This window comes from Streptomyces himastatinicus ATCC 53653 (genome assembly GCF_000158915.1).
Classification (GTDB): Bacteria; Actinomycetota; Actinomycetes; order Streptomycetales; family Streptomycetaceae; genus Streptomyces; species Streptomyces himastatinicus.
In genome coordinates, this window is the sequence record NZ_GG657754.1 from 935,458 (window position 1) to 961,803 (window position 26,346).

At 71.0% G+C, this 26,346-nt stretch carries 27 protein-coding genes; 12 read left to right on the forward strand and 15 right to left on the reverse strand.

The window, feature by feature from the left end; all coding sequences use genetic code 11:
• Positions 1-7 precede the first annotated feature (7 nt).
• On the reverse strand, positions 8-481 hold the full coding sequence (locus SSOG_RS03290; protein ID WP_039936466.1) for a hypothetical protein: 474 nt from the start codon (positions 479-481) through the stop codon (positions 8-10).
• A gap of 258 nt (positions 482-739) precedes the next feature.
• On the opposite strand from SSOG_RS03290, the gene SSOG_RS03295 reads away from it, so the two are divergent.
• The 5 genes from SSOG_RS03295 (at position 740) to SSOG_RS03315 (ending at position 6,582) form a co-directional block, all read left to right on the forward strand.
• Positions 740-1,648, forward strand: coding sequence for an amino acid ABC transporter permease (locus tag SSOG_RS03295; protein WP_039936467.1), 909 nt, complete (start codon positions 740-742; stop codon positions 1,646-1,648).
• A complete protein-coding gene (locus tag SSOG_RS03300) occupies positions 1,645-2,433 on the forward strand; it encodes an amino acid ABC transporter ATP-binding protein (RefSeq protein WP_039936469.1) in 789 nt (262 codons plus the stop codon). Before SSOG_RS03295 ends, SSOG_RS03300 begins: the two co-directional genes overlap by 4 nt.
• A complete protein-coding gene (locus SSOG_RS03305) occupies positions 2,430-3,683 on the forward strand; it encodes a dipeptidase (RefSeq protein ID WP_009712786.1) in 1,254 nt (417 codons plus the stop codon). Before SSOG_RS03300 ends, SSOG_RS03305 begins: the two co-directional genes overlap by 4 nt.
• Positions 3,684-3,754: 71 nt before the next feature.
• On the forward strand, positions 3,755-4,702 hold the full coding sequence (locus tag SSOG_RS03310) for a transporter substrate-binding domain-containing protein (protein WP_009712787.1): 948 nt from the start codon (positions 3,755-3,757) through the stop codon (positions 4,700-4,702).
• Positions 4,699-6,582, forward strand: coding sequence for a CocE/NonD family hydrolase (locus SSOG_RS03315; RefSeq protein ID WP_245606212.1), 1,884 nt, complete (start codon positions 4,699-4,701; stop codon positions 6,580-6,582). The genes SSOG_RS03310 and SSOG_RS03315 overlap by 4 nt, the downstream gene beginning before the upstream one ends.
• Positions 6,583-6,594: 12 nt before the next feature.
• Here the strand turns inward: SSOG_RS03315 and SSOG_RS03320 are convergent, their stop codons facing one another.
• The 11 genes from SSOG_RS03320 to SSOG_RS46580 all read right to left on the reverse strand — a co-directional run bounded on the left by SSOG_RS03320 (position 6,595) and on the right by SSOG_RS46580 (position 12,782).
• Positions 6,595-7,686, reverse strand: a complete 1,092-nt coding sequence (locus tag SSOG_RS03320) for a helix-turn-helix domain-containing protein (protein WP_039936470.1) — start codon at positions 7,684-7,686, stop codon at positions 6,595-6,597.
• A gap of 38 nt (positions 7,687-7,724) precedes the next feature.
• Positions 7,725-8,057 carry a gas vesicle protein K gene (locus tag SSOG_RS03325; protein ID WP_009712790.1) on the reverse strand — a complete coding sequence of 111 codons (333 nt, stop codon included), beginning with the start codon at positions 8,055-8,057 and terminating at the stop codon, positions 7,725-7,727.
• Positions 8,020-8,235 (reverse strand): gas vesicle protein, encoded by a 216-nt coding sequence (locus SSOG_RS03330; protein ID WP_009712791.1) that lies wholly within the window; start codon positions 8,233-8,235, stop codon positions 8,020-8,022. Before SSOG_RS03330 ends, SSOG_RS03325 begins: the two co-directional genes overlap by 38 nt.
• A complete protein-coding gene (locus SSOG_RS03335; protein WP_245606213.1) occupies positions 8,232-8,894 on the reverse strand; it encodes a GvpL/GvpF family gas vesicle protein in 663 nt (220 codons plus the stop codon). The genes SSOG_RS03330 and SSOG_RS03335 overlap by 4 nt, the downstream gene beginning before the upstream one ends.
• Before the next feature lie 133 nt (positions 8,895-9,027).
• Complete coding sequence (locus tag SSOG_RS03340; protein WP_009712793.1) at positions 9,028-9,405, reverse strand: gas vesicle protein; 378 nt, start codon at positions 9,403-9,405, stop codon at positions 9,028-9,030.
• The gene (gene gvpO / locus SSOG_RS03345) at positions 9,402-9,806 is read right to left on the reverse strand and encodes a gas vesicle protein GvpO (RefSeq protein ID WP_009712794.1); all 405 of its coding nucleotides are present in this window, start codon (positions 9,804-9,806) and stop codon (positions 9,402-9,404) included. The genes SSOG_RS03340 and gvpO overlap by 4 nt, the downstream gene beginning before the upstream one ends.
• Before the next feature lie 3 nt (positions 9,807-9,809).
• Entirely contained in the window at positions 9,810-10,061 is a 252-nt protein-coding gene (locus SSOG_RS03350) for a gas vesicle protein GvpG (protein ID WP_009712795.1), read from the reverse strand.
• Positions 10,062-10,063: 2 nt separating this feature from the next.
• Positions 10,064-10,846: a GvpL/GvpF family gas vesicle protein gene (locus tag SSOG_RS03355; protein WP_039936472.1), complete on the reverse strand. Its 783-nt coding sequence runs from the start codon at positions 10,844-10,846 to the stop codon at positions 10,064-10,066.
• A complete protein-coding gene (gene gvpJ / locus SSOG_RS03360) occupies positions 10,846-11,310 on the reverse strand; it encodes a gas vesicle protein GvpJ (protein ID WP_425385406.1) in 465 nt (154 codons plus the stop codon). Before gvpJ ends, SSOG_RS03355 begins: the two co-directional genes overlap by 1 nt.
• Positions 11,311-11,337: 27 nt before the next feature.
• Positions 11,338-12,249 carry an SRPBCC family protein gene (locus SSOG_RS03365; RefSeq protein ID WP_039940575.1) on the reverse strand — a complete coding sequence of 304 codons (912 nt, stop codon included), beginning with the start codon at positions 12,247-12,249 and terminating at the stop codon, positions 11,338-11,340.
• On the reverse strand, positions 12,249-12,782 hold the full coding sequence (locus SSOG_RS46580; protein ID WP_050799750.1) for a hypothetical protein: 534 nt from the start codon (positions 12,780-12,782) through the stop codon (positions 12,249-12,251). The genes SSOG_RS03365 and SSOG_RS46580 overlap by 1 nt, the downstream gene beginning before the upstream one ends.
• Before the next feature lie 185 nt (positions 12,783-12,967).
• Between SSOG_RS46580 and SSOG_RS03375 the strand changes: the two genes are divergently transcribed.
• Genes SSOG_RS03375 through SSOG_RS03395 form a run of 5 tightly spaced genes read left to right on the forward strand, consistent with a single transcriptional unit; the run spans position 12,968 to position 19,185 of the window.
• Positions 12,968-13,948 carry a LacI family DNA-binding transcriptional regulator gene (locus SSOG_RS03375; protein ID WP_009712800.1) on the forward strand — a complete coding sequence of 327 codons (981 nt, stop codon included), beginning with the start codon at positions 12,968-12,970 and terminating at the stop codon, positions 13,946-13,948.
• Between the two features lie 30 nt (positions 13,949-13,978).
• Positions 13,979-15,310 (forward strand): ABC transporter substrate-binding protein, encoded by a 1,332-nt coding sequence (locus SSOG_RS03380; RefSeq protein WP_009712801.1) that lies wholly within the window; start codon positions 13,979-13,981, stop codon positions 15,308-15,310.
• A 13-nt stretch (positions 15,311-15,323) separates the two neighbouring features.
• Positions 15,324-16,181, forward strand: coding sequence for a carbohydrate ABC transporter permease (locus SSOG_RS03385; RefSeq protein WP_009712802.1), 858 nt, complete (start codon positions 15,324-15,326; stop codon positions 16,179-16,181).
• 5 nt (positions 16,182-16,186) lie between these two features.
• Positions 16,187-17,029 (forward strand): carbohydrate ABC transporter permease, encoded by an 843-nt coding sequence (locus SSOG_RS03390; protein ID WP_009712803.1) that lies wholly within the window; start codon positions 16,187-16,189, stop codon positions 17,027-17,029.
• Between the two features lie 56 nt (positions 17,030-17,085).
• Complete coding sequence (locus SSOG_RS03395; RefSeq protein WP_039940577.1) at positions 17,086-19,185, forward strand: beta-galactosidase; 2,100 nt, start codon at positions 17,086-17,088, stop codon at positions 19,183-19,185.
• 85 nt (positions 19,186-19,270) lie between these two features.
• Here SSOG_RS03395 and glpK read toward each other — a convergent pair whose 3' ends face one another.
• Positions 19,271-20,788, reverse strand: coding sequence for a glycerol kinase GlpK (glpK, locus tag SSOG_RS03400; protein WP_009712805.1), 1,518 nt, complete (start codon positions 20,786-20,788; stop codon positions 19,271-19,273).
• 9 nt (positions 20,789-20,797) lie between these two features.
• Entirely contained in the window at positions 20,798-21,655 is an 858-nt protein-coding gene (locus SSOG_RS03405) for an MIP/aquaporin family protein (protein ID WP_009712806.1), read from the reverse strand.
• Positions 21,656-21,880: 225 nt separating this feature from the next.
• On the opposite strand from SSOG_RS03405, the gene SSOG_RS03410 reads away from it, so the two are divergent.
• Positions 21,881-23,173: an FAD-binding protein gene (locus tag SSOG_RS03410; RefSeq protein WP_009712807.1), complete on the forward strand. Its 1,293-nt coding sequence runs from the start codon at positions 21,881-21,883 to the stop codon at positions 23,171-23,173.
• A gap of 19 nt (positions 23,174-23,192) precedes the next feature.
• On the opposite strand, the gene SSOG_RS03415 is transcribed toward SSOG_RS03410, so the two are convergent.
• Positions 23,193-25,586, reverse strand: coding sequence for a phosphoketolase family protein (locus SSOG_RS03415; protein ID WP_009712809.1), 2,394 nt, complete (start codon positions 25,584-25,586; stop codon positions 23,193-23,195).
• A gap of 178 nt (positions 25,587-25,764) precedes the next feature.
• Between SSOG_RS03415 and SSOG_RS03420 the strand changes: the two genes are divergently transcribed.
• Entirely contained in the window at positions 25,765-26,217 is a 453-nt protein-coding gene (locus tag SSOG_RS03420) for a CBS domain-containing protein (RefSeq protein WP_342634268.1), read from the forward strand.
• The last annotated feature ends 129 nt before the right edge of the window (positions 26,218-26,346 follow it).

Below are 26,346 nucleotides of genomic sequence, written 5' to 3' on the forward strand. Positions count from 1 at the left end.
GGGAACGTCAGTCGTCGACGGCGAGGGAGAAGCGGATCCGGTCCCGCCGCACGGTGACGGTGCCCTGGCCCTCGGCGTCGTTGTAGTGGCCGGTGCCGCCGAGGATGGCGGTCTTGGCGGTGACCGTGGCGCGGCCCTTGTGGGTGATCAGGTCGGCGAGGATCAGCGAGCCCCTCTTGAGGCGCAGCACCCGGGTGCACTGGACGACCCGCTTGCCGGCGGTCACCTTGACGGCGGTGCACTGGGAGGTGCCGTCACCGGCACGCTTCCCCTTGGGGGTGTACAGCCTCATGTAGGTCGTCCAGCTGTCGCCGGCCGCGCGGTCATCGGGTCTGTTCTCCGCCACCGTCACGCCGGTCACCGTGACCTTCTCGATGTCCTCGTCGCCCGCGTCCGCGAGCGCGACGGAGGCGGGGAGCAGCACACAGGCGGTGGTCAGGGCCGTGGTGGTGACGACGCCGCGAACGGCTGAACTGATCATGGAACCTCCAGGCTCGCGGGATGCCCCGGACTCCCCGGAGCCCTGACCGGTCATTCCATGTAAATGATCACTTTTGGGCAAGGCGGCCCGCACAAGCGGCCCGTCGTGCCACCCGGTCAGCCCCATCGCCCGGCACCTGCGGACACCTCGGCGCCCGACGGTTGACGGTTCTGTGTCAACTGTTCCAGGGGGTTCCGGAGGGCGGATTTAAGATGCGGTATTCCCCAGCCATGACGACGAACCGCTCGAGGGCCCTCCATGAGCAAAGTCCTGAATCTTGACGCTCTACCCGAGCCATCCCGGCTCAAACGCGTGAAGCGACGGCGCCCCGGACTGCTGGTGGCCAATGCCGCGGTGCTGCTGTTCGCCGCGATGGCGGTGACCACGATATTCACCAACCCGCGCTTCGAGTGGGAGACGGTCGGGAAATACTTCTTCGAGATCCGCATCATGAAGGGTATCGGCGTCAGTCTCGGGATGACCGCCGCGACCATGGCATTCGCCTTGGTGCTCGGCACCGTTGTAGCGCTCATGCGGATGGGTTCCTCGCGGCTGATGTCGGCGGCCGCCGGCATGTTCATCTGGGTGTTCCGCTCGATTCCCATGCTGGTGCAGCTGCTTTTCTGGTACAACCTGGCGGCGCTGTTTCCCACCCTGTCCCTCGGCATTCCCTGGGGCCCGCAGTTCGTCACCTTCGATGCGAATTCCCTGCTGGGTCCGCTTACCGCCGCGGTCATCGGATTGACCCTGCATGAAACGGCATACGTGGCGGAGTTGATCCGTTCCGGTTTGCTGTCCGTACCGGAGGGTCAGCACCAGGCGGCCGCAGCGCTCGGGTTGACGCCGACTCAGATCTTCTTCCGCATCACCCTCCCCCAGGCGCTGCGGGTCATCGTGCCGCCGATGGGAAATGAGCTGATATCTCTCCTCAAGGCCACATCTCTGGTCAGCGTGATCTCTCTGGCGGATCTGCTGTACTCGGTGCAGCTGATTTACTCGAAGAACTTCCAGACCGTTCCCCTGTTGATCGTGGCCGCCATCTGGTACATGATCATCACCGGCGTCATCACCCTCGTGCAGCAGCGCCTGGAGCGACGTCTGGGGCGACACACGTTGATACCGGCCGAAAAGGTCAGCAAAGTGAAGAGGATCGAGCACTCGGTATGACCGTGGCATCGGAAAGGGAAGCGCAGCCCATCGTCTCCCTGCGCGGGATCGTCAAGTCGTTCCGCTCCACAGAGGTGCTGCACGGCATTTCCCTGGATATCCACCGCGGTGAGACGGTCTGTGTCATCGGCCCGTCCGGATCGGGCAAGAGCACGCTGCTGCGCTGCGTCAATCACCTGGAGGTCCCGGACGACGGCCTGGTCGTGGTCGACGGCGACGTGATCGGCTACCGGCTGCGCGGCACCTCCCTGCACCAGCTCGGCCCCCGCGAACTGGCCGCCCAGCGCTCGGTCATGGGCATGGTCTTCCAGAGCTTCAACCTGTTCCCGCACCTCACCGCCCGCGAGAACATCGTGGAGGCGCCGTGCCGGGTCCTCGGGCTGTCGAAGGCGGAGGCCGGCGCCCGCGCCGAGGAGCTGATGCGCCGGGTCGGGCTCGACCACAAGCTGGACAGCTACCCCGAGCAGCTCTCCGGCGGCCAGCAGCAGCGCGTGGCCATCGCCCGGGCGCTGGCGATGCGGCCGAAGGTGATGCTGTTCGACGAGCCGACCTCCGCCCTGGACCCCGAGATGGTGCAGGAGGTCCTCAGCGTCATCCGGGACCTGGCCGGGGAGGGCATGACGTTGATGGTCGTCACCCATGAGATGCGCTTCGCCGCCGAGGTCGCCGACCGCGTCGTGTTCATGGACGACGGGCGGATCGTCGAGGAGGGCCCGCCGGACCGGCTGTTCGGCTCCCCCTCCCATGAGCGCACCCGCACGTTCCTGTCGAAGGTCAGCGCATGAGCGCCGAACGCCCTCTGCCCGCCAAGACCCGCGCCCGGCTGGAGCTGTGGGACGGCTACCGCTCGTACCACTACCTGGAGCCGGGCGCCGACTTCCAGGACTTCGAGCTGGTGCCCGCGGTGGGCCGGGTGCCCGGCTCGGCACCGGTGTGGAGCGAGGACGTCGAGGCCCGGGCGCGGGACTTCGAGGAACGCCATCTGGTGATCTCCGCGCACGACCATCTGTCGCTGCGGCCCGCGGACCCGGGTGACTTCGCCGCGTTCCGCCGCCAGGGCCGGGAGGCCATTCCGTACGAGGGCATCGCCCACTCGGGCGTGGACCTGTTCTTCGACGGCGGCCCCGCCGCCGTCAGCATGATCCGCTCGCACACCCCCTGGGACTGGGACGACGCGGTGAGCGATCTGGCCATGCGCCAGGCCGACTTCGCCCATCAGCGCCTGGTGACCCCGGTGCGCACCCTGGAGGACGCGGAGCGGGCCCGGGCCGGGAACCAGGTCGGTGTCGTGCTGACCCTGGAGTCCGCGTCCCCCATCGGCAACGACGTCGACCGGCTCGATCTGCTCTACGGACTGGGCGTGCGGCTGCTCGGGCTGGTGTACAGCGAGAGCAACCAGCTCGGCTCGGGGCTCGCGGACACCGGCGACACCGGGCTGACGGTGCTGGGCCGCCGCGCCCTGCGGCGCATGAACGACCTCGGCATCATCGTCGACGTCTCGCACTCCGGGGACGCGACGGCGCTGGACGCGGTGCGCCGCTCCACGGACCCCGTGGTGATCACCCACGCCGGGTCGCGGGCGCTGTGGCCGACCCCGCGGATGAAGCCCGACGATGTGATCCGGGCGTGCGCGGGCTCCGGCGGATTCATCGGCGTCGAGGCGGCCCCGCACACCACCGTCACCACCCGGCACCCCCGGCACAGCCTGGAGTCGGTGATGGAACACGTGGAGCGCTGCCTCGACCTGGTCGGCATCGACCATGTGGCCTTCGGCCCCGACACCAACTTCGGCGATCACACCGCCTGGCACCGCACGTTCGCCCCGCTGTTCGGCAAGGACGACGCGCTCGACGGCCAGAGTGCCGCACCGCCGCCGCACGAGCCGGTCGAGTACGTCCACGGCTGTGAGAACCCCGCGGAGGCCGTCGGCAACATGATCCGCTGGCTGTTCGACCACGGCTACTCCGACGAGGACGTGGCGAAGCTCGCCGGGGGCAATGTGCGGCGCGTCGCCGAGACCGTCTGGGGCCGCTGACCGTCCCCGTCCCGTAACCCCCCACGTCCCCTCATCCGGATCAGCCGGATCCCCCGAAACGGAGCTCAGTCATGCGCCACCGATCTCGCGCCGCCGGGTGCGCCCTGCTCATGTCCCTCGCGCTCACCCTCACCGCCTGTTCGGTGGATGACACTCCGGATGACAAGGGCAAGTCCAAAGAGGCCGTGCCCACGCCGACCCTCGCCCTGGAGCCGAAGGACGACGCCCTGGCGGCCGAGGTGCCCGCGGCGTACAAGAAGAAGACCCTGCTCATGGGCGTCAGCGAGTACGACCCGTATGTGACCATCGGCTCCGACGGGAAGATCACCGGCCTGGTCCCGGATCTGACCAAGCAGCTCGCCTCCCAGCTCGACATCAAGATCAAGGTGGTGCGGACGCCGTTCGACGCGGTGATCCCGGGGCTGAAGTCCGGCCGGATCGACCTCAGCGCGCCCTCCGGCGACTTCGTCGAGCGCCAGAAGGAGGTCGACTTCGCCGACTTCGCGCAGAGCCAGGTGACCGTGATGGTGAACAAGGACAGCGGGTTCCGCCCGGAGTCCGGCATCGGCATCTGCGGGCACAAGGTCGGCGTCGAGAAGGGCGCGGGCACCGAGAACGTCCTCGCGGGCCTCAGCAAGCGGTGCGCCAAGAAGGGCAAGAAGGCCGTGAGCCCGCAGGCGTACGGGGATCTGGCCGCCGCGAGCCTGGCCCTCCAGAGCAAGCGGATCGACGCGGTGGTCGCCCCCAGCGCCTCCAACACCAATGTCAGCGAGAACTCGGACGGCAAGTTCGAGACGCTGGAGCTGGAGGACATGCTGAGCCTCCCCGCGGCGACGGCGATCTACGGCATCCAGGCCAAGCAGGGCACCGGTCTCGCCGCCGTGATCGTCAAGGGGTTGCGGGAGATGCAGGAGTCGGGCACCTACGCGAAGCTGTTCGGCGGCTGGGGCATGCCGCTGTCCACCATCACCCGGTCGAAGATGCTCCTCAACGGCTCGAAGCAGTCCCAGGCCAAGTGAGCAGCACCCCCATGGCACCGACCGGGCGGACCGAGGCTGCGGAACACCTCGGCGGAGGAGTGTGGCGGCATGTGCTGAGCGTCCCCATGCGGGACGGAACAGCTCTCGCCGCGGACCTGTACGCGCCCGAGGAACGGCCCGGTCCCCGGCCGGTGATCCTGGAGCGCACCCCGTACGGCCGCCGCGACATCCGCGAGTCGGACCGCTGCCGCCACGACGAGCCGGTGCCGACCCCCGAGGAGACGTCCGCGTTCTTCGTCCGCGCCGGATACCACGTGGTGCGGCAGGACTGCCGGGGCCGGGGCGACTCCGAGGGCACCTTCGTGAAGTACCTGGGTGAAGGCCCGGACGGCGCGGACACCCTCGACTGGATCGCCGCGCAGCCCTGGTGCGACGGACGGGTCGCGATGATGGGCGTGTCCTATTCGGCGCACGCCCAGACGGCGGCCGCGGCCGAGTCCCCCGCCCCGCTGGCCGCGATGTTCATGGATTCAGGCGGCTTCGCGAGCGCGTACGAGGCGGGTATGCGGATGGGCGGTGCCTTCGAACTCAAGCAGGTCACCTGGGCGTTCCGGCACGGCGAGGAGAGCCCCGAGGCGGAGCGGGACCCGCTGGTGCGCAAGGCGTTCGCCAGGACCGACCTGCGGGACTGGTTCACCGTGCTGCCGTGGCGCACCGGCGTCTCCCCGCTGTCGCAGGTCGGCCACTACGAGCGGTATCTGCTGGACCAGTGGCGGCACGACGCGTTCGGCGAGTACTGGCGGCAGCCCGCGATCTACGGACGCGGGCACTACGACCGCTTCCCTGACGTGCCGACGCTGCACATGGCGAGCTGGTACGACCCGTATGTGCGCTCCACCATCGAGAACTTCACGGCCATGGGGCGGCTCATGACGTCCCCGGCGTATCTGGTGATGGGGCCGTGGACGCACGGCGCGCGCTGTGTCACCTTCGCCGGTGACGTGGACTTCGGGCCCGCCGCCACGTTCAGCGACAACGTGGACACCTCGTATCTGACCTTCCGGCAGCGCTGGTTCGACGCGGTGCTGGGCGGCGGTGACCTCGGGGTGATCCCCCGGGTGCGGTACTTCCTGATGGGCGGCGGCGACGGCCGCCGCGACGCGGCGGGACGGATGCGCCACGGCGGGCGGTGGCACACCGACACCCGGTGGCCGCCGTCCGGGACCCGGGAGACCGCGTTCTACTGCCACACCTCGGGTGAACTGAGCCGGGAGAGAACCAGAGACCGGGACGCATGGGTCGAGTACGACTTCGATCCGGGCGACCCGGTGCCGACCCTGGGCGGACAGGTGACCTCGGGCGAGCCGGTGATGGTCGGGGGCGCCTTCGACCAGGTGCCCGACGAGCGCTTCTACGGGGCGCGCGAGCCCTATCTGCCGGTGAACGCGCGGCCCGATGTGATCTCGCTGGTCACCCCGCCCCTGGACGAGCCGCTGGAGGTCGCTGGTCCCGTCACCGCCCGGCTGTTCATCTCCTCGACCGCCCCGGACACCGACTTCACGGTGAAGCTGGTCGATGTGCACCCGCCGAACGAGGACTATCCGCACGGGTTCGCCATGAACCTCACCGAGGGCATCTTCCGGTGCCGCTTCCACGCGTCGTTCGAGCGGCCCGAGCCGCTGGTGGCGGGCGAGGTGTACGAGATCGAGATCCCGGCGCCGGACACCGCCAACCGCTTCGGGGCCGGACACCGGCTGCGGGTGGACATCTCGTCGAGCAATTTCCCGCGCTTCGACGTCAACTCCAACACCGGTGCGCCCGAGGCCGTCACCCGGCGCAAGGTGGTCGCCACCAACCGCGTCCATATGGACGCCGACCACCCCTCGGCGGTGCTGCTGTGGACGCGGCCCGGCGCATAGCCACGCAGAGGGTCAGCGCATGATGGTGGCCAGCACGTCCTGCCCCAGCCGGAGCAGGGTGCCGGTGGCCAGCCGGTGGTACACGTACTTGCCCTCGCGCTCGGACTCCACCAGCCCGGCGTCCCGCAACTGCCGCAGGGTGCGCGAGACCTGCGTATCGTCCAGGCCCAGCCGCTGGGCCAGTTCGGACGTGGTGATCGGCTCGCCCAGCAGATGACGGCACAGCTCCATGCGGCCCAGCGACGCCAGCGCGGACATCCGGGCCCGCAGCTCCGCTTGCGTGAGCTGCCCGTCGGCCTGCCCCTCCAGCGCGGCGAACTGGACCACGACGGGATGGGACTCCTCGTCCTTGAAGGTCAGATGCGGCCAGACATGAACGGAAGGGACCAGGAAGAGCGGGCGCGGGCCGATGTCGATCTCGGCGACGGCCAGCTTGTCGTAGCGCACCCGCGTACCGCCCTGGGAGACGACCGCGGTGGGGCTGAGCCCGGCCAGCACCTCGGCCAGCCCGCTTCTGCGGACATCGGTGCGGAACCGCGCCACGGTCGCCTCCAGCCGGTCGTACACCGCGCGCCACTCCGCGGCGAAGAACGCGGTGCCGCAGCGCTCCAGGAAGTCGATCAGCCGGGTCCGCGTCCCCTCGGGCGAGGCCATCAGCTCATGCGCCAGCTCACCGCGCCGGAACGAGCGCCGCTCGCACTCGGCGATGAAGCGGCAGGCGGCCCCCGGGTCGTTCAGCAGGCTGTGCGCGTCGGGCACCCGCTCCCGGAAACCCAGCACCCCCTGCGCACACAGCTCCGTGAACTCCTCCAGCGGCAGCTTCTCCAGCAGCCGCAGCTCGTCCTCGAAGGACTGGTCCAGCGGCAGCGCCAGCGGGAACAGCAGTCGGCAGCGCAGCCGCGCCCACAGCGGCGACAGGGCGCTCATCTCCTGCGTGAGCGACACGTCGAAGGTCGTGCCGAGACGGCGCGTCCAGCGCTGCGCCTCGGGGTGGTGCTCCGGCTCGGCCAGGATGTGCAGCACCGACATGAGCTCGGCGAGCGGCGAGCGCCCGACGTGGACGTCGGCCGCTCGCGCTGACCTCAGGTTGAGCGTGATCCCCACCCGCGCAGCGTACCGCCGACGCAGGCAGCGGGAGACGGTCAGTCGCGGGGCAGCAGGGGACCGAGCGGTCCGAGGTCCAGGTTCAGGTCGTCCTCGGTGAGCCCGAAGTGTTCCCGCAGCTCGTCCATGTTCTTCTCCAGCGCCATCAGCGTGAGCCCGAGCTTCTCGATCTGCTCGTCGCTGACGCCTCCCTGGTCGACGCGGCGCAGCGCCTGCCGTTCCATCAGCTGGCGCAGCAGCTCCACGATGGTCAGCACCAGACCGGCCAGGCTCTTGCGGACCGACTCCTCGTCCACCTCGAGACGGCGGGGGCGGTCGCGGGGGTCACGGGGATCAGGACGGCGGTGGTCCGGGCGGCGCTCGATGCTCATCTGCGTCTTCCATGTCTTCTGTCCGTACAGAAGCGATCAGCGCACGAAGGGAAATGCGCACCAGATCGATGTCGGCGATGCTCAGGGTGATCTCCCCGGCGATCACGACGCCCCCGGCCAGCACCCGGTCGAGCAGATCGACCAGGGCCACCTCGCGCCGCTCGATCGCGTGGGTCACGGCGCCTCCTCACGCTCGGGCGGCGCGGTGAACGAGTACGGCGGCCACGGCCCGCTCAGCTCCAGGTCGACGTCCGGGTACCGCTCCCCCAGCCCGGTCACCGAGGCGGTGAACTCCTCCGTCCGGTCGTCCGGCACCAGATAGGAGTTGTTGAGCACCATCCAGCCCTCGTACGCGGCCAGCCGCGCGTCCTGCGGCGGATGGGCGGCGGTCGCCGCGGCCAGCGCGGTGAGGGCGGTGTGGATCTCCTCCGCCCGCTCGGTGGCGCGCAGATGGGCGGTCTCCTTGTCGTCCCGCTGGGCGCGGCGGCGCAGGAGATAGGCGGTGCCGGGGGTGTCGCCGCCGGAAGGGCCCTCCTCGCCCGGGTCGGGCAGGAAGGCGCGCGGGTCGACGTACGCCTTGACGCCCCACTCGGTCCGTCCGGCCACCCGCGCCAGCGTGGCCGTCAGGTCGTCCCGCCGCTCCTGGAGCATCGTGCGGACCCGGCCGTCGTCGTGGTAGATCGTGGCGAAGCGCAGCGGGATGACCTGGCCGTATCCGGCCGCCCTGCCGATGACCCGGTGGTGGGCCCTGGCCGCCCGCTCCAGCCACGGCAGATCCTCCAGATGGGCGCGCAGCGGCTCCTCGCCGAAGTCGGCCAGCGGTACGGAACCCACCACGGCGGCCAGTCCGGCGTTCTCGACACAGGCGCACCGGTTCGTCCGCCACGCCGGTGAGCCCGGGTGGGTGGAGCGCCGCTCTCGTCGCGGGCCGCGGTCACCGCGTACAGCCAGGTGGCACGTTCCTCGTCGGTCACGATCCGTCCTCCCCTCCCCGTTCACGCTCCGGCTCGCGCTCCGCGTCGCGGCCCGATTCCAGCTCGCCGACGCGCCGCCGCAGCCGCTCGTTCTCGTCCAGGACGTCGCGGGCGCCGGAGGAGAGCGTGGGGTCGTGCTCCCACCAGTCGATGCCCATCTCCTTGGCCCGGTCCACGGAGGCGATCAGCAGCCGGATCTTGATGGTCAGCAGCTCGATGTCCAGCAGGTTGATCTGGATGTCCCCGGCGATGACGATGCCCTTGTCGAGCACCCGCTCCAGGATGTCGGCCAGGCTCGCCGACTCCCGGCGGGCCGGTTCGGGCGGGGCGCCCATGCGCCGGCTCGGCACGTTCCAGTCGGCCCCCTGGCTCATGTGCGATCCTCCGACCTGCCGCGGTAGTAGCGCCGGGTGCGGCGGTACGAGACGAGTTCGCCCTCGTCATCGACCTGGACCCGGTACTCGGCGAGGATGTCGGTGGAGTCCGGGATCCGGTGGGTCTCCAGGACTTCGACGCCGACCAGCCAGCCGTCCTCATGGCGCTCCACCGACGTGATCCCCTCCGGGTCGCGTCCGATCAGCTCCCGCAGCTGGCGGGCGGCGCTCCGGGCGGCCGACCGGGCAGTGGCCGCGGGACGCCGGGTGTCGGACGCGGGGCGCGGGTCACGCCGGTCGTCGGACGCGGGACGCCGGTCGTCTGCCGCGGGGCGCCGGGCGCGCCGGGGCCGCTCCCGCTCCTCGCCGTGGTCGCGTCCGTCCCGTTCCTCGCGGGCCACGGCTCACACCTCCATGCCTCCGCCGGGCGGGCCGCCCGCCATCAGCCGGCGGACCAGTTCGTCCTCCTGACGGGCCGCCTCCTCCTCGGACAGCTCCCCCGACTCCCGCTGCTCCGCGACCTCTTCCAGGCGCTGCTGGATCACCTTGGGGTCGTACAGTTGCCGGTGGGCCTCGTCGTGGAGCCGCTCGGCGATCCAGCCGAGGCCGCGCACCGGGGCCAGCGGCCAGGTGACCAGTCCGGAGAACAGTCCCATGGCTATTCGCCTTCCTTGGCCGGGTTCATCGCGTCGGCCACGAAGTCGTACGGGGCCAGGGGCCCGAGCAGACGGATCCGGACCCGGCCGTTCCAGAGCTTGGCCAGTTCCTCGGCGGCCTGCTCGAACGCCGTCCGCCGTTCGTCCTCGACCAGGAAGGAGGCGTTCACCAGCCCCTCGGCGGAGGACGGTTCCGTGCTCACCGAGGCGAGCGCGTGCGGGCCCAGCCTGCGGTCCACTTCCAGCGCGTCCACGGCCCGTTTGGCGGCGATGGCGTCCATGACCAGCTGCCCCAGCTGGATGCGCTGGTCGTACCCGGCCTCCTCCGGCAGCCCCTGGAGCTCCTCGCGGAGCCGTACGGCGTCGGGCTGCTCGGTCAGCACCTCGCGCAGCACCGCGTCCTGCACATAGCGGGCGCGCAGGGTGAACTGGGAGCGGCCGCGCAGCCGGTCGAGGGCGCGCGCGAAGTCGTCATGCCCCTCGCTGAGCAGTTCATCGGTCACCGCGGTGGTGTCGCGCACCACCGTGCCGAACCGGAACGGCAGCACCGGGGAGGACCTGGCCGCCAGGGAGTCCAGCACCCGGGCGTGGGCGCGCAGATCCTCGGGGGTGCCCAGCGGCTTGTCGACGGGCACCTCGCTGACCACGGCGGCCTGGCCGCCGTGGCGCACCAGGGTCACCGCGGCGTCCGGATCGCCGACGGCGCCCAGGTCCCTGACGGCGTCGTCGCTCCGGTCTTCGGTCACGACCCCGTATACGTAGCAGGCACGTCCCTCTTCGGCCATCACCGCTCGCGCTCCCTGCTCGAACTCCGCCGGTGCCGGGGCCGGTCACCGGATTCCCGGCGTCGTGCTTCTTCCCGCTCCCCCGCCTCGTCCTCGGCCTCGTCGCTCTCGTCGCCCTGGAGCAGGTCCGAGACGGTGTCCTTGACGCCTTCCAGTGCGCCCTTGGTCTTCTTCCGCCCGCCGCTCTCCTGGATCTCGTCCATGAGACCGGGCAGCCCCTTGGTCTCGGTGCCGCTGCGGGCGAGGTCGAGGCGGTTCGTCGCCTCGGCGAACCGCAGATAGGTGTCGACGCTGGCGACGACGATGCGGGCGTCGATGGTCAGGATCTCGATACCCACCAGGGAGACCCGGACGTACACGTCGATGACCAGTCCCTTGTCCAGGATCAGGTCGACCACGTCGACCAGGGCACTCGAACTGGCCCGGTCCAGATACTGACTCTGCTGGCTTGCTACGGTCACCACTCTCACCTGTTCCGGGGGCGGGACCCGTCAGCGCCGCGAAGGCCGCGCCGGCTCCTCGTCCTCCTCGTACTCCTCCTCGTACTCGTCCTCGGACGGCTCGCCCTCTTCGGGCTCCTCCTCTTCGGCCTCTTCCTCGTCGTGTTCGGACTCCGCCTCGCGGTCCTCCTCCTCCACGACCTCGCCGTCGCGAATCTCGCCGCGCCAGCCCTCGATCTCGTCGGGGTTCAGCAGCACCTCGGCCATCAGATGGCGACGGAAGTGCTTCAGCTCCAGGCGCACCCGGCGGCCCTGGGCGCGCCAGATGTTCCCGGTCCGTTCGAAGAAACCCTGGGGGTAGTACTGGAGGACGACCATGATCCGGGTCAGCTCGGGGGCCAACTCATGGAAGGTGATCGCGCCGTTGACGTGACCCTTCTCGGCACGCGACTTCCACACGATCCGCTTCTCGGGAATCTGCTCGATGATCTCGGCGCGCCACTTGCGGTGCGACCAGAAGACCTGGGCCTTCCACTCCATCTCGGTGTCGGACTCCTGCTGGACGTCCTCCACCTTCTTCATGAACGTGGGGAAGTCCTCGAACTGGGTCCACAGGTCGTAGGTGAGGTCGATCGGGGCGCCGACGTCGATCTGCTCGACGATGTTGGTGACCTTGAGCTTCTTGTCCTTGTCGCCGTCCTTGCCGCCGCCGAGACCCGGGATGGCTTCCTTGGCCTTGTCCACGGTCTGCTCCTTGAGCTGGGTCAGTCCGGCCTTGACCAGCGGCTTCACCGGGAGGCTGAGCCCGGAGCCGCCGCCGTCACCGAGGTTGGTCACCGAAGTCAGGGCCTTCTCGCCGAGTGCGGTGATCAGGTTCTGCGCTTCCTTCATCAGCCGCTCGGTGGGCAGCTCCTTGGCGAGCGTGCCGAGCCCGCCCGTGCGCTGGTCCGGTCCCTCAGCCATCACCGATCACCCTTGTCGCCCTTGTCGCCTTTGCTGCTCCTGCCGCTCCGGGCCTCGCCGCTCCGGCCGCCCTCGGCCGCGGCCCGCTTCCGGGGCCGGTCCGTACGGTCGCCCGACGGCCGCGCCCGGTCCCCGCGGGACGACTCCCCACGGGACGACTCACCGCGCGACGCCCCACCACGGGACCGCCCGCCGTCCCCGCGCCGCTCGCGCTCCTCATCGTCCTCCGCGTGCCCGTCCGGACCGTGGCCGTTCGGACGCAGCGACGAGGCGCGCTGCTCCAGCCGATCGCTCAGCGCGTCCATGCGGTGACTGGCCGCCGACAGCGCCGCCGACCGCCCCGCGGACACCAGCTGGCCGCGCAGCCGCCCGATTTCGGAGGACGCCAGCTCCTGCATGCCGCCCGGTAGGTGTCCGGACGCGAGGCGCCGGCCCGCCGCCATCCCGGCGAGGGTGACCGCCAGGCCCACCCTGTGGCCACGTCCGAAGAGGTAGCCGCCGGTGAACGCCAGTGCCACCTGGCTGTTCTTCATGATCGCTCCTCCTCCTGCCATCGAAGCGAGACACCCATATGGGCTCATTTTCCAAGTATGGTGCATTTCGCCCATTCGGCCATCAGGGGCTGCGCGATCTCTTGACGTGGGCTAAGTGCCCGAGAACACTCCTGACTACGTAGTCATGACTACGTAGTCAGACGGCCCGAGAAGGGAGAACGCGCATGCGCAAAGGCCGCGGGCCGGGGATGAACGAGGTCGCCCGGGCCGCCGGGGTCTCCCAGAAGACCGTCTCCCGGGTGGTCAACGGGGAGCCCTACGTCAGCGCGGTGGTCCGCGACCGGGTGCTGCGGGTCATCCGCGAACTCGACTACCGCCCCAACAACGCCGCCCGCGCCCTGATCCGCGGCACCTACCACCGGATCGGCGTCGTCTCCCTGGGCAGCGCGCTGTCCGGGCCCGCCTCGGTGCTGATGGCCCTGGAACAGGCGACGCGCCGCACCGGCTACTCCTTCGCCCTCGCCAGCACCCTGGAGAATCCCGGCGGCGGCTATGCCGCGGCCGTGGAATCCCTGCTGGAACAGGGCGTGGACGGCATCGTCCTGTCCGATCCCATCGACGACGGCGCCCCCTCGGACCTCACCACCGACGTGCCCGTGGTCAGCCTCAACGTGGTCGGGAAGGAGGGCGTGGCGGCGGCCAGGGCGGGCACCGAATATCTCCTCTCCCTCGGCCACCGCACGGTCTGGCACATCCCCGGTCCGCAGAACTGGTGGTCCGCCCGGGACCGGCTGCGCGGCTGGCGGGAGGCGCTGGCGGCGGCCGGGGCCCCCGAGCCGCCGCTGCCCGACGCGGGCGACTGGTCGCCCGCCGCCGGGCATACGGCGGGGCTGCGGCTGTCGCGTACGCCGGGTGTGACGGCGGTGTTCGCGGCCAACGACGAGATGGCGATCGGGGCGCTGCGGGCGTTCTCCGAGGCGGGCCTGTCGGTGCCCGGCGACATCAGTGTCGTCGGCTTCGACGACATCCCGGCGGCCGCGTATCTGGCCCCGCCGCTCACCACCGTCCGCCAGGACTTCCAGGCCCTCGCCGAGCGGGCGCTGGGCGTCCTGCTGGCCCGGATCGAGGGCCGGGCCCGCCCGGACGGCCTCGCCGACCTCCCCGTGCACCTGTCGGTACGTCAGTCGACCGCGCCACCTCCTTAGTCAAGGCAGCACACTCCTCTGGAGCCGCAGATGAGAGGACCGTCCCCGCACCTCACCCGACGCACACTCCTCGGCGGCGGGCTCGCGCTCGGCGCGACCGCCTGCGCGGGCCACCGCGCCGCCGCCGTCCGTACCTCCGGTCCCGTGTCCCTCTCCCTCTGGACTCATGACGAGGGCTACGAGACGTTCTTCCGCACCGGCATACCGGGCGCCGACCGGCGCACCGACTTCCGCTACCGGCTGGACGTGACCCGGGCCGGCGCCGCCGACCTCGTCACCAAGCTGCTCGCACAGGCCGTGGCCGGGCGCGGGATCCCGGATCTGATGGGGTTCGAGATCAACGGCTTCCCCCGGATGCTGCGCGGGGACATCGCCGAACGGCTGCTGCGCGACCTGACGGGCGACATCGCCGCCGTGCCGGGCCTGGCGGCCGATCTGCTGCCCGCACGCACCGCGCCGTACCGCCAGGACGGCCACCTCTACGCCCTCGACTCCGACACCCCGCTGGTCGTCCACTACTACCGCCACGATCTGTTCACCCGGTACCGGCTGCCCGTCGACATCGCCACCTGGGAGGAGTTCGCCGAGGTGGGCGCCCTGGCCCATCGGCGCCACGGCATCGCGCTCAACGCGGTGGTGACGGGCAGCGACGTCAACCAGGTGGTGCAGTCCTTCCAGATGCTGCTGAACCAGCGCGGCGGCGCGCTGTTCGACGTGGAGCAGCGGCTGACCCTCGACTCGCCGGAGGCGGTGGAGGTGCTGGAGTTCCTGTGCCGGGGACTGCGGGACGGCTTCGTCATCGACATCAGTGACTACTACGGCGGCGCCATGCAGGCGGCGCTCAAGCGGGGCACGGTGGCCGGGCTCGCCATGGCGAGCTGGTACAAGGTGTACGGGCTGATGGCAAACGTTCCCGAACAGTCCGGCAGATGGCGCATCCGGCCGCTCCCCCGCTTCTCCCGCGGCGGCCACGCCACCTCCACTGCGGGCGGCACCGGCTTCGGTGTGCTGCGCGGCACGGCGAACGAGCGGGCCGCCGTGGACTTCCTGCGCGCCACCTGGCTCACCCATGAGGGACAGGTGCGCCGCTTCCGCCGCACCGGCTATCTGCCCACCCGGCGCTCGGTCTTCGAGGACCCCTCGCTGCTGCGCACCGAGGACGCGTACCTGGGCGGTCAGCGGCCGTTCGACGTGTACACCACGCTGCTGGCCGACGTTCCGCCGGTCCATATGAGCCCCGATCAGTCCATCCTCCACGACGTGCTCAGCGGCCATCTGCTGCGCGCCTACCGCGGCGACGCGTCCCCGCGGGAAGCGCTGCGCGAGGCGACGGAGGACTTCCGCGACCAGGCCGGCCGGTAGACGGGAGCACCCCATGGCGACGCCCTATCTGTTCATCGCTCCCTTCTATCTGCTGTACGTGCTCTTCATGCTGGCGCCCATCGGGGTGGCGCTGTGGCTCAGCCTGTGCGAATGGGTCGGGCTCGGCACGCCGCACTGGGTGGGCCTGCGCAACTATCACCATCTGCTGACCGATGGCAGCTTCCAGCGGGCGCTGGGCAACACCGGGGTCTACGTCCTGGTGAGCGTGGCGGTCATCGTGCCCGCCGCGCTGCTGATCGCCCAGGCCCTGAACGTCCGCGGGCTGCGCGCCCGCGATCTGTGGCGGACCGCCTACTTCGTGCCCATGGTGGTGTCGCCGATCGTCGTGGCCCTCGTCTTCGGGCTGATCTTCGACCGGCACTTCGGGCTGGCCAACGCGGTGTTGCGGGCCCTGTTCGGCACCGGCGGGGTGGACTGGCTGGGCGATCCGACGATGGCCCGGGTCAGCATCTGCCTGGTCATGGTGTGGCGCTGGACCGGGTATCTGACCATCTTCTTCCTGGCCGGACTCCAGAACGTGCCGCGCGAGCTGTACGAGTCGGCGTCGCTCGACGGCGCCGGGCGGCTGCGTACCTTCCGCGCCGTCACCCTGCCCGCGCTGCGGCCGGTCACCGCCTTCGTGCTGGTGACGTCGTTCATCGGGGCGGCCCAGATCTTCGACGAACCGTATCTGCTCACCGGCGGCGGACCGTCCGAGGCCACGCTGTCGGTGGCGCAGTTCGTCTACCGGGCCGCCTTCGAGCGGCAGCAGTTCGGATACGCCGCGGCCGCCGGCGTCGTGCTGTTCGCGGTCGTCTTCACCGTGAGCCAGCTCTTCAACCGGCTGCTCGGCATCGGGAGGCCGGTGTGAACCCCATGAACCCGGGAGGCCGGCTCGGCCTGCTCGCCCGCCGGTGTCTGCTCTACGCGACGCTGGCCGCCCTGCTGGCCGCCTTCACCGCGCCGCTGCTGTGGGCGCTCAGCGGCTCGTTCAAACCGCGCGGCGACATCTTCGGCTATCCGCCGCGGCTGCTGCCCGATCCGGCGACGTGGCACAACTACCGGACGCTGCTGAGCGATCAGCCCTTCGGGCGGTGGTTCCTGATGTCCACGGTGGTCGCGCTCACGGCCACCGCCGTGTCGGTGTTCGTGTGCGCGCTGGCGGGGTACGGCTTCGCCAAGTTCCGCTTCGCCGGGCGGCGGCTGCTGTTCGGGGTGATGTTCAGCTCGCTGTCGATCCCGTTCGCGGTGATCCTGGTGCCGCTGTTCGTCATCCTCGTCAAAACGGGTCTGGGCAGCCCCTGGTTCGCGCTGATCGTGCCCTGGGTGGCGCCCGCGTTCGGGATCTTCATGATGCAGCAGTACATCGTGCAGGGCGTGCCCGACGAGGTCCTGGAGGCCGCCCGGATCGACGGCTGCGGGGAGTTCCGCATCTTCCTGCGCATCGTGCTGCCCCTGCTGCGGCCCTCGCTCGGCGCCCTGGGCGTCTGGACCTTCCTCCAGAGCTACAACAGCTTCCTGTGGCCCCTGGTGCTGGTCTCGGACAGTGAGCAGTACACCCTGCCGCTCGGTCTCCAGACCCTTTTCCGCGCCGAGAACCGCCAGTACGACCTGGTGCTCGCCGGGGCCGTGCTCGCGGTGCTGCCCGCCGTCGCCGTCTTCGTACGCCTGCGCAGGCAGCTCCTGGAGGGGCTGTCCACCGGAGCCGTCAAAGGCTGACATCACATCGCCCCGCAGTCCACACCGCCCAGCACGCGAGAGGAATGGGAGTGTCCATGCACCAGCTGCCCGGCCGGGTCCTCTTCGGCGCCGCCTACTACCACGAGTACCAGCCGTACGAACGGCTCGAGGAAGACCTCGACCTGATGGCCGCGGCCCACTTCTCGGTGATCCGGGTCGGCGAATCCGTCTGGTCCACCTGGGAACCCGAGAACGGCCGCTTCCAACTCGACTGGCTGCGGCCGGTCCTGGACGGCGCCCAGGAGCGCGGAATCTCCGTCGTGCTGGGCACCCCGACGTACGCCGTACCGCCGTGGCTGGCCCGGCAGTACCCGGAGATCGCGGGCGAGCGGCGGACCGGGCGACGCACCCCGTGGGGTGCGCGGCAGGAGGCCGACTTCACCCATCCGGCCTTCCGCTTCCACGCGGAACGGGTCATCCGGAAGATCCTCGGCCACTACGCCTCGCACCCTGCCGTGATCGGCTTCCAGGTGGACAACGAGCCCGGTCTCGAACTCTTCCACAACCACGGCGTCTTCCAGCGCTTCGTGGACGACCTGCGGTCCCGGTACGGCGACGTGGAGACCGTCAACCGCGAGTGGGGGCTGGTCTACTGGTCGCACCGGCTGTCCAGCTGGGCCGATCTGTGGACGCCGGACGGCAACGCCCAGCCCCAGTACGACTACGCGTGGCGGCGCTTCCAGGCCCGGCTGACCACGGAGTTCATCGGCTGGCAGGCGGATCTGGTGCGGGAGTACGCGGCGCCGGAGCAGTTCGTCACCACCTGCATCTCCTACGACCGGCCCGCCGTGGAGGACGACCAGCTGACCCGGCGGCTGGACGTCACCGCGGGCAATCCGTACTACACCATGCAGGACGCGCTGGCCCTGCCCGACCGCTCGGCGGCCGACCAGAACTGGACCGCCACCGGCACGTGGGCCCTGTACCAGAGCGCCGACCGGATGTATTCCTCCCGGCAGGAACCGTTCCTGGTCACCGAGACCGACGCCCAGGCCATCGGCCACTCCTGGAACAACCGCCCCGCCTACGACGGCCAGTGGCGGCAGGCCGCGTGGGCATTGATCTCGCGGGGCGCCTCCATGATCGAGTACTGGCACTGGCACACGCTGCACTTCGGCGCCGAGACCTACTGGGGCGGGGTCCTGCCGCACAGCGGCCGCCCCGGGCGCGTGTACGCCGAACTCGCCCGCCTTGGGGCCGAGTTGGAGGAGGCGGGCGATCTCGTGGCCTCGCTCACCCCGGACGCCGAGGCCGCGTTCGTCTACTCCTCCCCCAGCAAATGGGCCCTGAGCGGGCAGCCGCCGCTCGCCACCCCCGACGGCGGGCCCGACCGGCGCTCGTACCACGGCATCCTGGACCCCTTCTACCGCGGCGCCTTCGACGCCGGGCTCCAGTCCCGCATCCTGCACGTGGGCCAGCTGGCGGACGAACCGCCGGAGCGGATCGCCGGGCGCTTCCCGCTGCTCGTCGTCCCCGCGCTGTACATCGCCGACGACGCCACGCTCGACCTGCTCACCGCGTACGCCGAGGCGGGCGGGCATCTGCTCCTCGGGCCGCGCACCGGCTACGCCGACCACGAGGCGCGGGCCCGCACGGACGTCCAGCCCGCCCGGCTCGCGGAGGCGGCGGGGGTGTCGTACGACGAGTTCAGCAACCTCGGCGGCGAGGGGCTCGCCGTACGCGGCACGGGGCCGCTCGACCTGCCGCCCGGGGCGCGTGCCACCCGGTGGGGCGGACGGGGCTGGTGGCCTCCGGGGCGAAAGCCCCTCGCGGCGTACGACCACCCCCACTTCGGCCGCTGGCCGGCCGCCACCACCCGCCGCCTGGGACTCGGCCGGATCACCTACGTGGGCACCGTGCCGGATCCGTCGTTCGCCGAGGCCCTGTTCCGCTGGGCGGCCCCGGAGACCGCGCCGGACACCCCCGGCTGGCGGCTCCCCCAGCCCGCCGTCACCTCGACGGGGGCGACGGCGCGGGACGGGCGCCGGGTGCGGTTCGTGCACAACTGGTCGTGGGAGGAGGTGACCGTCACGCTGCCCGCGGCGGTGCGGGACGCGGTGTCGGGGACGGAGTACGGGGCGGGTGACCGGCTCACGCTGGGGGCGTGGGACGTACGGGTGCTACGGGAGCTCTGACGCCGGGATGTCCCGGGGCCTGCGCGGTCGGCCCCGGGATGCCGCCCCGGGACGCCCGCGCCGCGTGGGGACGGGTCCGCCGGGGTCAGTCCACCGGGACCCAGTTCAGGGTGCGTTCCACGGCCTTCTTCCAGCCCGCGTAGCCCTCCGCGCGCCGCTCCTCGCTCCACTGGGGCTCCCAGCGCCGGGATTCGCTCCAGTGCGAGCGCAGCTCATCGGTGTCCCGCCAGAAACCGGTGGCCAGGCCCGCGGCGTAGGCGGCGCCCAGGGCGGTGGTCTCGGCGATGACGGGACGGCTGACCGGGACGCCGAGGACATCGGCCTGGATCTGCATGCACAGCTCGTTGTCCGTGACACCGCCGTCCACGCGCAGGACGTCGAGGTGGATGCCCGCGTCGCGTTCCATGGCCTCCACCACGTCCCGGCTCTGGTAGCAGATGGCCTCCAGGGTGGCCCGGGCCAGGTGGCCATTGGTGTTGTAGCGGGTGAGGCCGACGATGGCGCCGCGGGCGTCGGAGCGCCAGTACGGGGCGAAGAGGCCGGAGAAGGCGGGGACGAAGTAGATCCCGCCGTTGTCCTCGACGGTCAGGGCGAGGCGTTCGCTGCCCGGGGCGTCGTCGATGACCTTCATCTGGTCCCGTAGCCACTGGACGGCCGAGCCGGTGACGGCCATGGAGCCCTCCAGGGCATACACGGCGGGGCTGTCGCCGAACTGGTACGCCACGGTGGTGAGCAGTCCGCTGGTCGAGCGGACCAGCTCGGAGCCGGTGTTCAGGAGCAGGAAGTTTCCGGTGCCGTAGGTGTTCTTGGCCTCGCCGGGGGCGAAGCACACCTGTCCGACGGTGGCCGCCTGCTGGTCGCCGAGGACACCAGTGATGGGGGTGGCGGTGCGCAGTGGGCGGGAGGTGCGGGCCTGGCCGTACGCCTCGGGGTGAGAGGAGGGGTTGATCACGGGGAGCATGGCGCGCGGGATGCCGAAGATGTCCAGCAGCTCGTCGTCCCAGTCGAGGGTCTCCAGGTTCATCAGCATGGTGCGGCTGGCGTTGGTGACATCGGTGGCGTGGATGCCGCCGGAGGGCCCGCCGGTGAGGTTCCACAGCACCCAGGCGTCGGTGTTCCCGAAGAGGGCGTGGCCCGCTTCGGCGGCCTCGCGGACCCCGTCGACGTTCTCCAGAATCCACTTGATCTTGCCGCCGGAGAAGTAGGTGGCGGGCGGCAGCCCCGCCTTGCGGCGGATGGTCTCGCCGTGGCCGTCGCGTTCGAGGGCGGAGGCGATGGTGTCGGTGCGGGTGTCCTGCCACACGATGGCGTTGTAGTACGGGCGGCCGTCGCGCGGATCCCAGATGACGGTGGTCTCGCGCTGGTTGGTGATGCCGATCGCGGCCAGATCGGAGGGTGAGAGCCCACCGGCGCGCAGGGCGTTCTGCATGACGGAGTTGGTGCGCTCCCAGATCTCCACCGGATCGTGCTCGACCCAGCCCGCGCGGGGCAGGAGCTGATGGTGTTCGAGCTGGTACCTCGCCACCTCGCCGCCGTCGTGGTCGAAGATCATGAAGCGGCTGCTGGTGGTCCCCTGGTCCACGGCACCGACGAAGTCCGGCATGCCGCCTCCTTAAGCCTCGGGCCCCTCGGGGGCCGGAACGCGTCCCACTTCCTGCGGGCCGGCCTTCGGGAGGAAGCGGCTGACCAGGACCTTGTAGAGGGCGGCGCCGACGAGTCCGCCGATCAGCGGGCCGACGATGGGCACCCAGAAGTAGAAGTTTCCGTACTGGTCCCGCCACGCGGTGTCGTAGCCGGTGATGAAGCTGGCCAGCCGGGGGCCGAAGTCACGGGCCGGGTTGATGGCGTAGCCCGCGTCGGCGCCCCACGCCATGCCGATCGCGACCACGATCAGGCCGATGATGAACGGCGCGAGGTTGGCCTTGGGCGGATCGTTCAGGAGGTCGGTGAGGGCGAAGATCAGCAGCACCAGGATCGCGGTGCCGATGATCTGGTCGCGCAGCGCACCCCACTCGCTGACCGGCAGCGACCCGTTGCCGGGGAGGGTGGAGAACACGAACTGGGTCTTGAAGGTGTGCCCGGGGTCGGCATGGCCCAGCACCTCGGTGTAGTTCCAGCGCACCAGGAGGGCCGCGACGAACGCGCCGAGCGTCTGGGCCACCATGTAAGGACCCACCTTGCGCCAGGGGAAACCCTTGAAGGCCGCCAGGGAGAGGGTGACCGCCGGGTTGATGTGGGCGCCGCTGAGCCGCGCCGCCACGTACACGCCGAGGGTGACGCCGAGCCCCCAGGCCCAGGCGATGGAGTCGTGGTCGCCGAGCGCGCCGACCGGCTTGGTCAGCGCCCCGCCCGCCACCACCTGCGCCACCACACCGCAGCCGAAGAGGATGAGGATCATGGTGCCGGCGAACTCGGCACAGAGTTCGCCGAGCATTCCGCCACGCGTGCCGGTGTCCTTCTCGTCCGCCATGGCCGCCCCTCTCCAGCGGTGCGCGAGCGGCGGTACCGATCGCGTTCCGCACCATCGTGTGCGCGCCCCCGCCCAGGTGGCCCGTCGTGTTGCTCCGTCCGGGTCACATCCGGCGGCGGCCGGGGCGGTCTGTACGGATCAGGGGGCGGGCCTGTACCAAGGTCCTTGCCACATCACCCCGAGCCCGGAGCGGGCCCAGCCCCCCAGCAGGAACAGGACCCACGGATGCTGACTACCGGAGCGACCACCAACTGGGCAGGCAACATCACCTTCGGCGCGGCCCGGCTGCACCACCCGGCCACGCCCGGCGAACTGCGGCGGATCGTCGGCCTGGCCGACCGGGTCCGGGTGCTGGGCACCGGCCACTCCTTCAACCGCATCGCCGACACCGACGGCGATCTGGTGTCCCTGGACCGGCTGCCGCCCCGGGTCGAGATCGCCCCCGACGGCTCGACGGCCACCATCGCCGCGGGCATGCGCTACGCCCAGGTGGCCGAGGAACTGCACACCGCGGGCTACGCCCTGGCGAACCTCGCCTCGCTGCCGCACATCACGGTCGCCGGGGCCTGCGCCACCGCCACCCATGGCTCCGGCAATGTGCAGCGCTGTCTGGCCGCTTCGGTGGCGGGTCTGGAGATCGTGGGTCCCGAGGGCGATGTGACCGAGCTGCGCCGGGACAATGAGGCCGACCGGCTGTCCGGTGCGGTGGTCGGGCTCGGCGGGCTGGGCGTCGTCACCTCGATGACGCTGGACATCGAGCCCGCGTACGAGGTGGCGCAGTGGGTGTGGACCGGGTTGCCGCTGGACCGGCTGGGCGACAGCTTCGACGAGATCTTCGCCGCCGCGTACAGCGTCAGCGTCTTCACCGACTGGCAGTCGGACGAGGGCGTGGTGTGGCTGAAGTGCCGTACGGACCTGCCGGGCCCGCCCGAGCCGGGCCAGCCGTGGCTGGGCGCCCGCCCGGCCGACCGCCACCACCATCCGGTGCCCGCGATGCCACCGCTGCACTGCACCGAGCAGCTGGGCGCGCCCGGGCCGTGGCACGAGCGGCTGCCGCACTTCCGGCCGGACTTCACGCCCAGCAACGGCGACGAGCTCCAGTCGGAGCTGATCCTGCCGCGCACCGCGGCCACCGAAGCCTTCGCGGCGCTGCGGAGCCTCGGGGACCGGATCGCGCCCGTGGTCCAGGTGTCCGAGGTCCGCACGGTCGCGGCGGACGACCTGTGGCTGAGCCCCGCGTACGGCCGGGACAGTGTGGCGCTGCACTTCACCTGGGTGCCGGACCACGCCGCGGTCATCGAGGTGGTGGCCGCGATGGAGGAGCTGCTGCTGCCGCTGGGGGCGCGGCCGCACTGGGGCAAGCTCACGACGGTGGCCCCCGAGCGGATCGTCGCCTCGTACGAACGGGCCGCCGACTTCGGGCGGCTGCTGGCCGACCACGACCCCGCGGGGAAGTTCCGCAACCCGTTCCTGGACGGCTTCTTCCCGGCGGACTCCTGGCGGGCCGACCGCCAGTAGTGCTGTGTCAGGGGGTCCGCTATCCGGTCCAGGACCACTCGGCGATCTCGGGCATGTCGGTGCCGTGCTCGCGGATCCACTGGTGGTGGCGGGTGCGGGCGTCCTGCATCCGCTGCCGTACGGACACGGCGCGCACCGCGAGCCCCGGGGTGCGGTCGATGACGTCCATGACCAGGCGGTAGCGGTCCAGGTCGTTGCGGACCACCATGTCGAACGGCGTGGTGGTGGTGCCCGACTCCCGGTAGCCGCGCACATGCAGATGCGGGTGGACGGCGCGCCGGTAGGCCAGCCGGTGCACCAGCCACGGATAGCCGTGGTAGGCGAAGACGACCGGCCGGTCGCGGGTGAACAGGGCGTCGAACTCGGCGTCCGGCATCCCGTGCGGATGCGCGTCCTGAGGCAGCAGCCGGGTCATGTCGACGACGTTGACCACGCGCACGGCCACATCCGGCAGATGGCGGCGGAGGATCCCGGCAGCGGCCAGCACCTCCTGGGTGGGCACGTCGCCCGCGGCGGCCAGCACCACATCGGGTTCGCCGGTGCCGGTCTCCGTCCCCGCCCAGTCCCAGCTTCCGGCGCCGCGGGCGCAGTGGACGCGGGCCTGGTCGAGGTCGAGCCAGTCGAAGCAGGGCTGTTTGCCCGCGACGACGACGTTGACGTAATCGCGGCTGCGCAGGACGTGGTCGGCCACGCACAGCAGGGTGTTGGCGTCCGGCGGCAGATACACCCGTACGGCCTGGGGGCTCTTGTTGAGCACATGGTCCACGAAGCCGGGGTCCTGGTGCGAGAAGCCGTTGTGGTCCTGCCGCCACACATGCGAGGTCAGCAGGTAGTTGAGGGAGGCGATGGGGCGCCGCCAGGGCAGGTCGCGGGCCACCTTCAGCCACTTGATGTGCTGGTTGACCATGGAGTCCACGATGTGCACGAACGCCTCGTAGCAGGAGAACAGGCCGTGCCGCCCGGTGAGCAGATAGCCCTCCAGCCAGCCCTGGCAGAGGTGTTCGGAGAGCACCTCCATGACCCTGCCGTGCCGGTTCAGATGCTCATCGGTGACGAGGATCTCCTCCTGCCACGCCTTGCCGGTGGCCCGGTAGACGGCGTCGAGCCGGTTGGAGGAGGTTTCGTCGGGGCCGACGAGGCGGAAGTCGCGGCGGTCGGCGGTGTCCTCCATGATCTGCTCCAGCAGCCCGCCGAGGACCCGGGTCGGCTCGTGCAGGGTGGCCCCGGGCTTGTCCACGGGCACGGCGTACCGCGCCAGGCCGGGGACGGGCAGATCGCGCAGCAGCAGTCCGCCGTTGGCGTGCGGATTGGCGCCGAGCCTCCGGTCGCCGTCGGGCACGAACGCGAGGACGTCCGGACGCGGGCGCCCCTCGTCGTCGAACAGCTCCTCGGGGCGATACGAGCGCAGCCACCGCTCCAGCTGCCGCAGATGGTCCGGGTTCTCCCTTACGGCGGGCAGCGGCACCTGGTGAGCGCGCCAGGTGTCCTCGACGGGCAGGCCGTCGACCTCGGCCGGACCGGTCCAGCCCTTGGGCGTACGGAGCACGATGACCGGCCAGCGCGGGCGCTCGACGGCGTCCTCCTCGCGGGCGGTGCGCTGGAGCAGGGTGATGCGGTCGAGGGCTTGGTCCATGGCCCGGGCCAGCGCCCGGTGCGTCCGCAGCGGATCGTCCCCGGGCCGCGCGGCGACGTGGATCGGCTCATGGCCGTATCCGCGGAGCAGATCGTCCAGCTCGGGTTCGGGGAGCCGGGCGAGCACCGTCGGGTTGGCGATCTTGTAGCCGTTGAGGTGGAGGATCGGCAGCACGGCGCCGTCGTGGACCGGGTCGAGGAACTTGTTGGCGTGCCAGGAGCCGGCCAGCGGCCCGGTCTCGGCCTCCCCGTCGCCGATGACGCAGACGGCCAGCAGATCAGGATTGTCGAGCGCCGCGCCGTAGGCGTGCGCCAGGGAGTAGCCCAGCTCACCGCCCTCGTGGATCGAGCCCGGAGTCTCCGGGGCCACATGGCTGGGCACCCCGCCGGGGAAGGAGAACTGGCGGAAGAGCCGGGCCATGCCCGCCCCGTCCCGGCTCACGTCCGGGTAGACCTCGGCGTAACTGCCGTCCAGCCAGGACCCGGCGAGCACCGCGGGCCCGCCGTGGCCGGGACCCCAGACGCAGATCGCGTCCAGGTCGCGGGCCTTGATGACCCGGCCGAGGTGGGTGTGGACCAGGTTCAGGCCGGGCGAGGTGCCCCAGTGGCCGAGCAGCCGCGGCTTGATGTGCTCGGGGCGCAGCGGCTCTTTCAGCAGGGGGTTGGCCAGCAGATAGATCTGCCCGGCCGCGAGGTAGTTCGCGGCGCGCCAGTGGGCGTCCAGGGCGTGCAGTTCGTGCTCGGTGAGGTCGTTCGGCGCCGTCGTTGCTGCGTCGGCCATGGGCCTCTCTCCACTCGTCCTGACTCGGCCGGTATCCATTCGTCCCGTACGGGTGACCCATACCCCTTTTGTCGATCGGGTCACGGCCGGACCCGGGCCGTTCGGCCCGGACCCGACCCCGGGCAGCCCAAGAGGGCGGGCGGGTGGCCGGTGGAGGCTGGTCCGCGAGGAGGCGGGGATGAAGCATCGCAAGATCGGCAACGTGATGAGCGACGACGTCGTCCGGGTAGGGCACGGGGCCTCGTGCGAGGAGGTCGGCGCGCTGCTCGAACGGCACCGGATCGGCGGGCTGCCCGTGGTGGACGAGGACGACAAGGTCGTCGGCGTCATCACCGGCACCGACCTGGCCGGGGCCGGCGGGGTCGAGGGGGCCGTTTCTGCCGGGCAGCGGATGTCGCGGCCCGCCGTCACCGTGCGCCCCCAGGACACCATCGTCGACGCCGCCCGCTCCATGGCGCGCCACCGCGTGGAGCGGCTGCCCGTCGTGGACGAGGAGGACCGGCTGATCGGCATCGTCACCCGCCGCGATCTGCTCCGGGTCTTCCCCGCCCCGACGACGAGATCCGCGCGGATTTCTTCGACGAGGTGCTGGTGCGATCGCTGTGGCTGCGGCCGCAGTCCGTCGCGGTGACCGTCACCGACGGCGTCGTACGGCTGGAGGTTGAGCTGGACCGGCACAGTGAGGTCCCGATCGCGGTGCGGATGGCCGGGCAGGTGGACGGGGTGGTGGCGGTCGTGGACCGGGCTCACCTACCGCGTC

What these genes read in the sequence shown, in the direction of transcription:
- SSOG_RS03375 (WP_009712800.1), top strand. Translation starts at nt 12,968, where the DNA reads ATGCGCAAAGGCCGCGGGCCGGGGATGAACGAGGTCGCCCGGGCCGCC.
- SSOG_RS03310 (WP_009712787.1), top strand. Translation starts at nt 3,755, where the DNA reads ATGCGCCACCGATCTCGCGCCGCCGGGTGCGCCCTGCTCATGTCCCTC.
- SSOG_RS03295 (WP_039936467.1), top strand. Translation starts at nt 740, where the DNA reads ATGAGCAAAGTCCTGAATCTTGACGCTCTACCCGAGCCATCCCGGCTC.
- SSOG_RS03385 (WP_009712802.1), top strand. Translation starts at nt 15,324, where the DNA reads ATGGCGACGCCCTATCTGTTCATCGCTCCCTTCTATCTGCTGTACGTG.
- SSOG_RS03340 (WP_009712793.1), bottom strand. Translation starts at nt 9,405, where the DNA reads ATGAGCCAGGGGGCCGACTGGAACGTGCCGAGCCGGCGCATGGGCGCC.
- SSOG_RS03395 (WP_039940577.1), top strand. Translation starts at nt 17,086, where the DNA reads ATGCACCAGCTGCCCGGCCGGGTCCTCTTCGGCGCCGCCTACTACCAC.
- SSOG_RS03355 (WP_039936472.1), bottom strand. Translation starts at nt 10,846, where the DNA reads ATGGCCGAAGAGGGACGTGCCTGCTACGTATACGGGGTCGTGACCGAA.
- SSOG_RS03410 (WP_009712807.1), top strand. Translation starts at nt 21,881, where the DNA reads ATGCTGACTACCGGAGCGACCACCAACTGGGCAGGCAACATCACCTTC.
- SSOG_RS46580 (WP_050799750.1), bottom strand. Translation starts at nt 12,782, where the DNA reads ATGAAGAACAGCCAGGTGGCACTGGCGTTCACCGGCGGCTACCTCTTC.
- SSOG_RS03405 (WP_009712806.1), bottom strand. Translation starts at nt 21,655, where the DNA reads ATGGCGGACGAGAAGGACACCGGCACGCGTGGCGGAATGCTCGGCGAA.
- SSOG_RS03325 (WP_009712790.1), bottom strand. Translation starts at nt 8,057, where the DNA reads ATGAGCATCGAGCGCCGCCCGGACCACCGCCGTCCTGATCCCCGTGAC.
- SSOG_RS03365 (WP_039940575.1), bottom strand. Translation starts at nt 12,249, where the DNA reads ATGGCTGAGGGACCGGACCAGCGCACGGGCGGGCTCGGCACGCTCGCC.
- SSOG_RS03305 (WP_009712786.1), top strand. Translation starts at nt 2,430, where the DNA reads ATGAGCGCCGAACGCCCTCTGCCCGCCAAGACCCGCGCCCGGCTGGAG.
- SSOG_RS03420 (WP_342634268.1), top strand. Translation starts at nt 25,765, where the DNA reads ATGAAGCATCGCAAGATCGGCAACGTGATGAGCGACGACGTCGTCCGG.
- SSOG_RS03380 (WP_009712801.1), top strand. Translation starts at nt 13,979, where the DNA reads ATGAGAGGACCGTCCCCGCACCTCACCCGACGCACACTCCTCGGCGGC.
- SSOG_RS03390 (WP_009712803.1), top strand. Translation starts at nt 16,187, where the DNA reads ATGAACCCGGGAGGCCGGCTCGGCCTGCTCGCCCGCCGGTGTCTGCTC.
- SSOG_RS03415 (WP_009712809.1), bottom strand. Translation starts at nt 25,586, where the DNA reads ATGGCCGACGCAGCAACGACGGCGCCGAACGACCTCACCGAGCACGAA.
- SSOG_RS03300 (WP_039936469.1), top strand. Translation starts at nt 1,645, where the DNA reads ATGACCGTGGCATCGGAAAGGGAAGCGCAGCCCATCGTCTCCCTGCGC.
- SSOG_RS03290 (WP_039936466.1), bottom strand. Translation starts at nt 481, where the DNA reads ATGATCAGTTCAGCCGTTCGCGGCGTCGTCACCACCACGGCCCTGACC.
- glpK (WP_009712805.1), bottom strand. Translation starts at nt 20,788, where the DNA reads ATGCCGGACTTCGTCGGTGCCGTGGACCAGGGGACCACCAGCAGCCGC.
- SSOG_RS03350 (WP_009712795.1), bottom strand. Translation starts at nt 10,061, where the DNA reads ATGGGACTGTTCTCCGGACTGGTCACCTGGCCGCTGGCCCCGGTGCGC.